General features: G+C 27.6%; 4 protein-coding genes. 1 reads left to right on the top strand and 3 read right to left on the bottom strand.

All coding sequences use genetic code 4. From position 1 onward, the window contains the following. Nucleotides 1–3,018, bottom strand: coding sequence for an ABC transporter substrate-binding protein (locus tag AC0B4S_RS01585; protein ID WP_465101373.1), 3,018 nt, complete (start codon nucleotides 3,016–3,018; stop codon nucleotides 1–3). Nucleotides 3,019–3,026: 8 nt separating this feature from the next. Then, nucleotides 3,027–8,381 (bottom strand): PDxFFG protein, encoded by a 5,355-nt coding sequence (locus tag AC0B4S_RS01580; RefSeq protein WP_465101372.1) that lies wholly within the window; start codon nucleotides 8,379–8,381, stop codon nucleotides 3,027–3,029. A gap of 142 nt (nucleotides 8,382–8,523) precedes the next feature. Between AC0B4S_RS01580 and AC0B4S_RS01575 the strand changes: the two genes are divergently transcribed. Continuing rightward, complete coding sequence (locus tag AC0B4S_RS01575; RefSeq protein WP_465101371.1) at nucleotides 8,524–11,397, top strand: hypothetical protein; 2,874 nt, start codon at nucleotides 8,524–8,526, stop codon at nucleotides 11,395–11,397. A gap of 32 nt (nucleotides 11,398–11,429) precedes the next feature. On the opposite strand, the gene AC0B4S_RS01570 is transcribed toward AC0B4S_RS01575, so the two are convergent. After that, on the bottom strand, nucleotides 11,430–13,511 hold the full coding sequence (locus AC0B4S_RS01570) for a type 2 periplasmic-binding domain-containing protein (RefSeq protein WP_465101370.1): 2,082 nt from the start codon (nucleotides 13,509–13,511) through the stop codon (nucleotides 11,430–11,432).

Genomic DNA, 13,511 nt, shown 5'->3' with positions numbered 1-13,511 from the left:
TTAATTATTTCTCCCTCTTGGTAATCCTGATCTTGGTGGTCTTGTATAGTCATATGCATATTGTAATGAAAATTTATATAATGATGAAACTCCCGCAACTCTTGTAATTTCCCAGTTTGTATCAACTTCCATTAATGGCACGATAAAGGAAGCATCGCGCACAATTTTTTCAAGTTCTCCAATAAAGACAAATACATATTCTTGGGTTCAACCCTGAGTTATTTCTTCATTTGTAAAGTTAGCTGAGAAAAAGGCGCTTAAACGATCGCTATAATCTACCAATGATTCACCATCTTTGCTAAATGAAAGTTCAATAAATTTCTTTCAAAAATCAAATGTTACTTCTTGGTTATTAATAGACTGTTGAATATTCAATCTTTCTTTAGTTGTTTTTGTTAATTTAACAATATCATCGACTGACATTGTATTAATCAAAAAGTTTTTATATGCTTTTTTAAGGCGAGCATATTTCATATTATCATTATTTAATAATAGGTATTCTAAAATATAAGTAACAAATTCAGTTTTAAAGTTTGTCCCTAAATCACTAGCTAATTTTGCAGCATTCTGGTTAACAAAATTATTAATTTGACCATTTTTTGAAGTACCTTCTGGTTGATTTTTTAAATTATTAAAGTCTTGCCCAAAAGCAGCATTAGCAGCATTTTCAACTTTTGTTACTTCAGCTTGCAATAAACTTTGGAAAGTTGTTAAATTACTCTTTAGGTTATTTGCTTCTAATATTAAATCAATAATATAGTCAGTATAACCAAATGAACCTACAGGATTAGTTTTAAAACCAATTGATTTTTGTGATAAGGTATTAATTCCGTCATCTTTAAAGAAGGCAGAAACATAATCTTCAGCTCCATTACCACCTAGTTTATCGTAATTTTGATAGATAATATCATATTTACCCTCTTCGATATATGAAGCAAATGTGTTTTCTGGTAAACTTTTAATATCTAACTCAATAAATCCATTAAAAGCAATTTGCAAGGCTTCTTTTAAGAAAAGTCCTGCATTTTTTTGTTCATCAGATGAATTGTTTAAATATCTTAAAGACAATTTAGATAAATTAGGATATTTAGCTTTAAATCTGTTCATGTAAAATCGTGCGGTATCTAAGTTATACGCAAAATCTTTACGATCTGTTTTTTCAAATAAGAAACTTTTAGCTAAGTGCACAACAAAATCGTAGTTTTGCAATGGATATTCAACATTATCTTTAGTTTTAGAACTTAAATCACTAAAGTAAGTTTCAATATTTTTGCCATTCTCAGTACGGTATTGACCATATGATGTAAAGGTATTTACTGGGAATGAAAAATCCCAACCAACAAACTTAATGATATTTTCGCGGTTAATTGAATAATAAATTGCATTTCTTAAATCAGTATCTTGTAAATAACTTGCACCATTTGTTTCAGAGTCTAAGTTAAATCCATAAGCAATTGTTCCATAACCTGTATTTTTATTTAAAAAGTTTTTATATTGAGCATCAGATCAATAACTACTAATTTTTGTAGCGGGAATATAGGTTTGTGAAATATATCCATCTTCAAAAAATGTTGTATTTATGTTACGATCAGATGAAAAATAAATTTTAATTTTGTTTGATATTGTATTTTTAGCATCAAAGTATTCATTATTTTTCGTCAAGATAATTTGCCCTTGTGGACCTAAAACAACATCTTTACTATCCATTAAAAATGGTCCACTTGTTAAAAATGCCTTAGGATCAGATCCATATTTATCAATTCCACCAGCGACGGTTTCCACATAGCGGCGGTTAATTGGGTATAACTCTTTCATGATTTGGAAGGCCAAAAAGGTTAAAGTTGGTGTTTTATTTTGATCAAAAATCATAGTAAATGAATTTTCTGAGTTTGCTAATTGGTTATATACGTTAGCTAATTTTCCTTCTAGTAATTTAAATTCCTGATATGGGTTCATGTATGGATTTTTAACAAGTTTGATTGTTTTTACTACACCATTTTTAGCAATATTGAAATTCTGAACTTGAGCATCTAGTTTAAACTCTGGATTAAGAACCATGTTTTCGCTAATTGTTTGATTGCTATAATCTAAGAACAATTGTCCCGTATAAAATCCAAATTCTAAAGCTGCTTTTTTTATTTTTTCAACTTCTTCAGTATCAACAAAGTTACCTGAAGCATCTTGAATTTGTGGTTCCCATACTTTTTGATCTGGGTCCTGAATATATTCGTTAAATTCATTTAAAACATACCTACGACGTCCAAATGGATTTAGATAGTTTTTATTATGTTTAGCTAAATATTCTTTTTGAGCATTAACAAATTTTTCTGCTCCTCGAATTCCAAATTTAAGAATTTCATCTAATTTTTGAGATCCAGTATTCAAATCAAGGATGTATTCAAAATAATCACGAATGTGCTGTGCATCAATATAATCTCCATTACTCCAACGATTAAGTTTATCATTTACAAAGCCAGTAACTGCCATAAAGTTACCTGAATTTTTTGGATTTCTAAAACCATAATATGTTCCTGTTTTGGTAATATCTGATGTTGATGAAGCTTTTCCTAAACCACCAATAACATTAAAATTATTTAATTGGTAATAAGATGAAGAAACTAACCCATAGCCATTTTCATTAGGACCTTTTAATGAATCTTTTAGTTTTCAAAAATCATCAAAGGATGATGAAAGTTCACCATTATCATTTACTGATCCGGAAGTATCGGTTAAGACCAGTGCATAATCATTTGTTTTAATCAATCTTTTTAAGTTTTCATCTGGCCCGTCTTTAATGAATGAGTCTACTAAAGAAGGCAAAATTTTGTCAACAGATTTATATTTAACATAATTTAAGTTATTGATTGGTTCTGTTGCTAAACCCAAATCATAATTAATTGCTGAGTTTTGTCGTTGTTCATATCTTGGATCTTGATTAGTAGTACAAGATGCAAGAGCTACAAAAGGAGCAATTGATGTATTTAAAAGTAAAAAAGTTTTTAATTTCAATTTTTTCACACTACCTCCTATCCTGTAATATTAAATTGGTAATCAATTGATATGATTGCTTTTCCTGTTTTTTGATTATTATTAATTTCATTTGTAATTTTAATAGGTGCTTGAGAAGAAGTTTTACCATTTTCAGCAATAGTTTCTAAATCACCTAAATTAAAGTTGGCAACAAAGTGTTGATTTTCATCAACAAATTCTAATAAATATGAATGTTTAGGCAATAATAATGCATCACGATATTTACCCATGATTCCGTAGTCAGAAACTCACGAAGTATATCCTAAATCTTCAATATGTACTTTTGAATTTGCATCACCTTGTTTTTGTAAGTAAAAAATATTGTTTGTCTTATTGATATTTACTGATAAATATTTAACTTCTTTAGTTTCTAAATCGGTAAATTTAATAAATTTAATTTTTTGAGCAAGGTCATTTTTAATATAACCATACATTGCAACGGCGTCTAAACCTTTGTGGCGGAAAATTCCAGCAACATTGCGAGACCCTACACCATAGTTAAGTAATTGCGAAACAAAGAATGCTTTTGGTCGTGATGTAATTTTATTTCCATCAAAATCTTTAAGCCGAATTGATTCATCAAATATTTCGGTGCCATTATCATCATATAATTCCATGCCAATTTGCACTTTTTGGAAACGGTCCTTAAAGTAACCGTTATTTTTAGATAATAATTTCCCAAAGTATGAAGAGGATCTACTTTCGCTGCGAGACATAGCACTAGATTCATTGTTTGCAAATTCATCATATATTTTAGTTTTTTCTGCTAATATTTTTGCAGTAAACACAGCAGTAATACCACCAAATGTGCCTTGTACAGCTGCATATTCTAATTCATAATTTCTTTTATCGTCTTCACTAGCAAAAGGAACTCTTTGACCATTTACAATTCTACCGTTGTTTTCTAGTGCATCCTTATACTCAGCTATTTTTTCTAAATAAGGTTTACTTTGTTTTTGATATTCATAATATACATTTTTTACATTCTTTAAGTATAAATCATATTTAGCTGCATTAACTGCTTTGTATACTGAAGCATTAAGATCACTTTGAACATTTCTTCTATCTAACCAAAAGTCAAGGCCAGTAGCATCAACTACGTAATCAAGGCCTGTTTTAGCCTCATTAACCCCTGTAACATATTTAGGTAAGCCACCAAAATCATCTCAATTTGGAATATAAGTAGTTTGCACATAATCTCTGGTTAAAGTTTCTGAAATATTGTAAACATAATCGGTAAATTTATCACTAAGCAGTGGTTCAACTCTAGTTAAATTGTAATTTAATACATCACTAGATGGAGTTCCATCGCTAAAAGCAGAATAAAGTAAATCAAGATCAACTGGGGATTCGCTACCATGAGCATCAAATCACATTGTGTTCCCAACTAATCTTCACAAATCTTGTGTATTTAATTTATCAATAATCTGGTTAATTTTGCTCTCGCTTTCATCAGAAAATATCCTGTGGATATATTCAGAAAAAGCATTTTGAATATCATTAACGTCAAATACATTTGTCGTTCCTTCTTTATTTGGAGTGACATTTTTATCTAACACAAAACCTTTTACAAAATTAGGTTCGTCAAAGATAACACCATATTTTTTGCTAAATAAAGCAGTATTATTAACTAATTCTTTTGCAGGGTTGAAATCCTTAACAAAGATAAAGTGCCCTGATTTAATAAATCGCTCCATAATTTCATTAGCAAGTAATTGGTCATCGTTTAAGATTCCTTGGATTTCAGCTTCATTTGTTGCTGCTTCTTTAAATTTATCAAAATCTATTTTAGTTTTAACGTAATTTATATCTCAATTATATGATTCAGTAACAACATCAACTAATCTAGCTTTTGAATAATCAACTGAAACATATTCAAATAAATCGCGTAACGAACTAAAGCTTGGTGATTTGTTAGTTTGTCCATCATCAGTTATTTCTGAATATTTGCCTTCAGGGTATGCTTCATAAAGTGTTTTTTGATCTTTGCCAGTTAATCTTGAGCGAATGTTATTTAAAACAATTCTTTTAAAACTACTATTAATTTTTTCGGCATTTTGGTTAAAGTTATCCAATAATTCAGGATCTTGTAACTGATTTTGATCATTTATGAATAAAAAGATATATCTTGCCCTTGCATCCCTAATTCCAGTAAAGGTTCTTGCAAATAATGAATGAAAGGCTCTTTGAATTCGCGAAGTTACATTAATACCTTGATTTCGTAAAGCTGCAAGCGCATTAGTATGTTGGAAGTATGAAACAACATGAGCATCATTGTATTGTGTCCGCGGCATTGTATAGGCTGTATTAATCTTAAATTCATTGTTATCTTTATTTACAAAGGCATAAACATTATTTGTTTGTGAGATAAAGTAATAGTAGTATCCACTATTGTCGCTAATTTTATCAGGTTCAGAAGCAAGTAAAAACTCTTTAAGTTGCTCTATTAAAGAAAGATTATTTTCAACTGCCGTATATTCAAAAGCCCTTCTTGGATTCGATTCAGAAAACATATTGTTGTTTAGAGGATTGAGCTCGGCATTATCATTACGATATAATAAATTATTTGATAAAAATGGGCTTAAGGGTTGGCCGTACAATGAGCCAATACTTAACTGCGGCTTCCCACCAATAATAGTATTAGTTGTATTTCAGCCACTGTCTGAAACTAAACGAGTAATTAAAGCATTAAATGTATCACGAATAATTTTTACTTTATCATCGACATATTTTAATTCTTGAGAACTCAAAATAGTATTTAATGGTACGTTAATTACAGGGTTACCTTGATTATCATACATGTTAACTGAACTAACCATTCTTCCATTTTCTGTTACTTCAAAAGTAACAGGATCTAAAGTATATTCGTTTGGATTTTCAGGATTAATTCTTAGTGCTTTTTCAGTTAAACTTGTAGTCATTCCGTCTTTTAAACCTGAGAGTAAAGTGCCAATGACAACTTCTTCAAATTTATAATTATCTTTAGTTCCTGAGAATGATTTTAAAATTCCACTTATATATGGATTTAAAGTCCCAGATTCTTCATCAAATGAGTTTGCAATAAATAAATCACCTAATTTAACATCACGCAATTTTGCAGCTTCTTGTAATCCGGCAAATGATTGTAAAAATCTACGCTTAGGATTTGCGATAATTTTTGAAATATCTTGACGATCGTTATCATCTGATCCTCAAATATCTGACTTTGTTTCAATGTATTTTGTTCCGTCATTTTTAATGAAGTTAAACTTTAAAAATGTTCCCTTGTCTGATTCTTTACCTAGTGAATTAACTCTAGTGACTTCTAAATTAGTGCGAGCATCTAAATAATTCTTTAAAGCATCAATTGAATAATATGAAGATTCACTAATACCTCCACGAGTTGATAATCCGCCAACTACTACAGCCTTACCATTATCATTTAATGACTGGCTTTGATCTAAAGTAAAGTGATGTCCATATTCATGAGCTCCAACATATTTTAGGAAATCAGTAGATAAACCATCAAAGTCATCTAAACTAGCTGCTAAAAGTAATGGAACTCCAATACGGTCTGAATCAATAATTCCATAAAAATCACCTTCAGCTACTGAATATTCATAAACATAATTTGAATTTAAAGTTTTAACAATATGTGGACCAGTTCTTTTAACTCTGAGGTGTGGGTATTTTCTTAAAACACGCTCAATTAAACCATCATAAGTTTCCACGTATACTTGGTATTTACGAGTTTCTAAACCTGGCAATGGTTTTCCATCATTATCTAACATTGAAATATCTTCAGGTCCATATTGCAAGGCAACCGGATTAATAGCTCCGCCATACCCTAGGCTACGCTTAAATTCATCAAATGCATTAAGCATATCGCTTGTCAAGTTTTTAGCATCAAATTCGATACTAATATTTTTGTCAAATTGCGCTTTAAATACACCATCACTAACAGATAAAGATTGAAGTTCAATCTCAAAAATATAATTAGCTAATGATTCACTGAGGTTTTTAATTTTTATAGCAGATTTATTTTTATCTAAAGCCTCAGTTCTAGTTTGATAAATTTTTTGCACATTACCATCTTTGAAAATTCAAAACTTACGTTTAGATTTATCTTTATTAAATTCATATGCCTTATATCCATAAAAATCTAAGAAACTTTCGATATTAGTATCTAAAGTTTCTTTAAATGAAGTGTATGTTGAATATCAATAAGGAGTTAAAGTTGTTGGTTTTTCTTGTTCTAATGTTTGTGCATATTCATAGCCATTTATTAAAAGAGTAAAACCTAAAGAATTTTCAGTTAAATTAACATTAACAATCTTTGATTTTTCAAATTTACGACTGGCATTAGCATTTGAAGAATTTTTAAAAATTTCTAAAAATTCATTAATTACATTTTGATCAGAAAAATTGTCTTGGAGAAATTCTTTTAAACTTGCTTCAGTACTATTAACTGGGATAATTAATGTTTCTTCATTTAATAACGTAGTTGGTTTTTTCCCATCTTCACCTGCTGGTCCAGGTTTTTCTTGGTTTGGAGCTAGCAACACTAAAAACTCTTTATTTAATAAGTTATCTGGATTAAGAAGCGAAAGGAATTGCTGTGAAGCATTATTTTTTAATGCAGTAGCATATGGAATAGTCTTTAAGAAATTATCAAGAGTAGCTTTTGAACTTTTATCTCTAAATAATGAATAACTTAAAGCATCACGAGCATTACCATTTCCTGTTATTGAAGAATAAATTGGCATTGATCCAAAAAATGCATCAGGGAAAAATTTAATTTCGCTACTTTCTTTATGTAATGAAGAGTGTGAGCCAAGTGTAATAGCATTACCATTTTGTTCCACTCCAGGGACAATTCTAAAACTATTTAGCGTTAATAAATCTGGACCTCATGAAATATTATTAAAGAATCATAGAGTAAAGTCAATGAATTGTTTTGGCTTTACTGCAGTAACATATTCATTGTAAAAACTAAATGATCCATACTTAACTTGCAACACAAAACTTTCAGAAAAAATTGCGAAATATTTTTGGAAAAATTCATCAAAATCATATGAATTTTCCTTATCAAAAACAAATGTAAATTTATCATATGTTTCATTAACAGTCGCAACAGTTCTAGATTTAGAAGGATCTAAAATAGCAATTTCTGGCTTAAGTTTATTATCTGCATCACGAATTTGAGAGAAATCATTTCTTAGTTGTTCTCTAGTAAATCCTGAATATGTTCCATTTAGCTCATCTGAATTTTTTGCATATAAAAACATTCCACCAACTGTTGAAGCGGAAACAAGAGTGATTAATGCAACAGATAAAAGAGCTTTTGTTTTTAAACTTAATTTCTTTTTCATTTTTACCTCGTTTTCTATATTTTTTTAATGAATATTAAAATTTTTAAATTTGTTTATATTTTACCATAAAACTGAAAATATCGCATTAATTTTTGTTTTAGTTCGTGCCTTAAAATTAGTTATTAAACTATTAGGAGGAAAAATGACACTAAAATTAAAAAATAAATTAAAATATTTAATAGTTATAGGTGCTTTAGGAACAATTGCTGGTTCAATACCCTTGACATTAATGCTGGTTAATAAGCAAAGCCAAGGCCCAAAAGATGCAAAAACTGTTAATATTACAATTGATACAAAATTATTACAAAGTGAATTAATTGCATTAGAAAGTCAATTAAAATTTGAAACTAATAATTACAGTACTGAAATAGAATCATATAAGCAAAATATTAGTGAAAATGACACTAAGATTAACCAAAACAAAGAAATTTTAGCTACGATTAACACTAAGCGCGATTTATTAATAAAACATGATCAATTAATTGAATCAATCAATAACAATATGAATTCTCTAATTGAAATAATTAATAATGATTTATACAGGCAAAATTTAATTAAATATCTTTATGACACTCAAAACACAAATGAATCAAATGAAAAACTATATGAACTTGTTAAAAATGCAGCAAATAATTGAAATGCATTTTTAACAAGCATTAAAGAAAAAAACAACTCATTAAAAGAGTTAATTGCCAATAATAAAGATAAATTTATAAATTCAGATCATAACCTTGCAATTCAACAAGAAAATATGAATTTATTAACTGGTATGAATGAAACTATCGAAGCAATTAAAAATGATAAATACACTATTGTAGCTACAAAAGATTTTTTAGATTTTTATGATAAATTTTTGATATCTATCAAAAATTATCAATTTATTGAAGAATTTAATCCTGAATTATTGACACTAGAATCGAATATAGCTGAAAAATCAGTTGATAATGCAACTATAGAAAACAAACTTATAAATCAAACAATATCTCTATATCAAATTCTTATTAATTACAACAATGTAATGAATAGTTTTTTAAGTGAAAATATTGAGAAAGTTAATAACGCAATTGTTAATAATCTTGAAAAAACACAAATTAACAAGATATATACTGAAGCATTGCAAAACCTTAAAACTTATCAAAATCAAATTGTTTCAGATTACAAAAAGATAATTAATGCATTAAAATTAACCCTTTCAAATGATCAGGATTTAATTTCAAATGTAGATAAATATGAAATAGAGCATGAACAATTAATTAATAAATTAGATAAAATCTTAAAAGATGCACAAATTGAAAAACAACTCAGAATTTCGTCTCAAAATATTCAAGAAATTACTAAGTTCATCAGCACTTCTTTTTCTAATTTATTAAAAGAATTACCACAAAAAATATCTGGAGAATTTCAAAACTTGGAAAATATTCATTCTAATCTTAAGGAAGATTATCTTAATTTACAAAAAAAATTGGTACATATACAAAATTTAGAAAATGAGCATAAAATTTTAAAAAATAAATTGACGAATTTAGAATTAGAATTTAAAAACTTTAATGATGAAAGTGATGTCAATAAAGTTATTTCTGATGCAAATTTGAAAAACTTAAATGAAAAAATTCAAAACCGTAAAACCCAATTACAAGACTTAGAAAACCAAATATTACAAAATAAAGAAGATGTGAATTCTCTTAAAACAAATATACAAGCATCTACTAGTGAAATTAACACCACAATAAATGAAAATAATAAATTAGTTGTGAGTCACACTTATTTTCAAAATATTTTAAATAGCAAATTATCACAAATAGATAATTTAACAAATGAAATAAAAATACTAGCTTTAAAAAATGAGTTTAACCAAAATAAAAATATAGAACTTCAAAACCTGCTTCAAAAACGCAATGAGGATATAAAAGATTTGAAAAAACAGACCCAAGATTTAAAGGACAATATTTTACTTAAACTAAATGATATTGATGTATTAAACAAAGAAATCGCAAGGCTAAATATTGAATTAAATAATGCACAAGATGATAATCTTGCATTACAAAGATCAATAAACGAAAAAAATAACCAAGTTTTAAATCTGGAAAACGAAGTTTTATTATTACAAAATCAAATTAACGAAATAAACATAGTCTTAGCTCAAAGAGATGAGTTAATCAAGCAATTAGAAAAAGAAAATAGTAATTTACAAAATGAATTAAATGCTCAAAGGAATGATAATTCTGAATTATCAAATCAGAAAAATACATTAGTAAATGAAAATAATTCTTTAACTGCTCAAATAGCAAATAAAAATAACATAATCACACAATTAAATACCCAAAAAGCGGAATTAGACAGCAATTTAGCATCTCAAAGAGAAAAAAATGCACAATTACAAACTCAAAATAATCATTTAAATAAGGAATTAAATACTCAAATGGCTACTAATGCACAATTATCAACTCATAATGATGACTTAACAAGCGAAAATAATGCATTAAAAGCCCAAATAGCCGATAAGAATACCTTAATTAGCCAATTAAGAAACGAAAACCAAGATTTAACTAAGCGTATTCTTCACCAAAACCAAGTTATAAATAATTTAAACCAACAAAACCAAAATAATAACAACCGTATTGATGAATTAACACAAGAATTAGACAGGGAAATATCTAAAAATAATGAATTAATAGCTGAAAATCTAAATAAAATTAGTACACTTAATCAAGCAAATAACATGATTAAAAACCTTCAAAGTCAAATTGAAATTTTAAAAAATAACATTAGGAATTTAGATTATGAAAATTCCACATTAAAGGGCAAAATTAGTAACACTCTTACTAAATTAAATAAAATATTAGAACAACTTAATTCTTATACACCAACAAAAACACACCAGGCAAATACCACTAGTACTTACACATATACTAGGTATGAATATCGTATTAATTATGAATATTCTTATAATAACTTAGAAACATTACGAACCACAATTATTGCGGCAATTAACGAAATTATTAATCTTTTAAAATAAGAGAGAAAAAAACCCTAATGAGGGTTTTTTGTTTATGATTTTGTTTTATTAAAATAATAAGTTGTAATTTTAGACTGTAATTCATCTGAAACAGGGTGGATATTTTCGTGAATTAAACCACCACTATTATTAATTTCATAAAGATTTATCGCAATTGCATCTTGACCACTAACCGGATCTAAAAAGTAATTTTGTAAAACTTGTTCATAATCAGCAATATTAGTTGGCACATAATTTACATAATCAAAATTAGTAAAATTATATTTATCTTTAGCATTACTAAAATCTAGTATTACTATTTTTCTTGCTAAAAATAATCCAATAAAAGTTTTTTTCTCATTGATATCATTTATGTCTTTTAAAGTTTCCTTTAGATCTTTAAAACTATCTCTAATAAAACCAGTAAATAAATCAATTTCAAATTCATTGTTTAATGTATCTTGTGAAGTGGTAAATTCTTGCGGAATTTGTTCATTACTATTAACAATTTCGATAATCTTTGCATAAAAATCATTTGCATAAGTATCAAGATGTTTTTTAATAATCTTGATAAAGAGATTTATACGGTCCTCAAATTCTACATCTTGGCCATTTTGGTATTTTTTTTGTATTGATAAGTATTCTTGATAATTTTCTCTATTTTCATCTAAACTTAAATCAATTAAATTGCTAAATTTATCGATAAAGTTTTCAATATCAGAACTTTTATAAGAATCATTTAGCTCAGTTAATTCAGTAAATTTAAGTTGTTTCCAATTAGTTACTAAACGTTTAAACATTGTTTTATGTTGAATATCAATAAATTGGTCTTGATTAATATCATTTGTTAATGCTTTAACATTATTATTTTCTAGTAATTCTTTATATGAATTAATGATTTCTATGGTTCCTTGGAAAAAACTTTCAGATGCCTTTTGTGCATATAATTTTGAATTTTCTTTAGATACACCAGATGAAACAACTAAGCCATCAAGTAATAAAATATTGTTTTTAGGTTTGATGGCTCTGATGTGCCCATCTTCCACTAAATTGGGAAAATTATCTGATCCATAATAAGCATCAATTGCATCACCATTATACATAACAGCAACATTAACATCATTACGATTCGGATTAATTAAATTATTAACAATCTCCAAACCATCACCATTGAAGGAAATGTGTTTTGCGTCTTTTACATGGTATCCAGTACCATCCTTAATTAAATCAGCAAATGCATCAATTAAAATTTTATAGGTTTCGTTACCGTCAGTTTCATTGTCTAAAACTTGACCAGTAAAATTATTTTCGGTTCTACCTTGAGGTAATGGCCAATATGCAGAACCATACATCATATTATCCCTAATTGCATCAGTAATATATCATTTATTAAAATTATTCATACCAAGAATCTTTAGAACATTTATAAATGATAAAGGATCTTTAATATCAGTATTTTTAAAACTATCTTCATACTTTGTAATATCAATTGATCCTTCTTGATCAGAAACTTCTTGAGCAACTGGGTTTTTCTTAATATTATAAGCAACAACCATATCTTGAGAAAAATATGGATAGAAATATTCCCACATTTCAGCACCATTTTCAAGTTGATATTTTTGAAGATGGTTCCATATTTCTGGTCGAAGTGTTAATTTGACATATGCTTTAATTAATTGTTTTTGTTTTAAAGCGGTATTAAGTTTATCCTTATACAAATTTTGCTCACTTACTGATAGATTAGAAAAAGCATTAGAATTAACAAAAGTTTTTAAATTATCAGATTCTAAAAACCCATCTAATTCAGGCAAATTTAGTAATGCAGCATAGTCAATTTTGCCAATTAGTTTCTTTTTCACTAATTCAGCAGCTAAAAAATCAGATCCTATACCAGCAACTGCTTTATTATTAATTAAAGCAGTGCTGAATTGGTTAATTTCATCAAATTCTTTGTAATCAAATGTTTCATTTAATTTGTCAATATTGTCACTTGACATATATGATTTATAGTTATAAAAACTTGGTTTGAAGTTTGTGGTTAATTTTGTACCTAAAACTGCTCCAAAAACAGAGCCAATTGCAACAATTCCTCCAGATAGCAATATTTTTGTTTTATATTTTTTTCATAATTTCAT

This window comes from Mycoplasma sp. 6934 (genome assembly GCF_055523595.1).
Note: the sequence above shows the minus strand (reverse complement) of the source record. Positions and strands in the feature narration are given on the sequence as shown.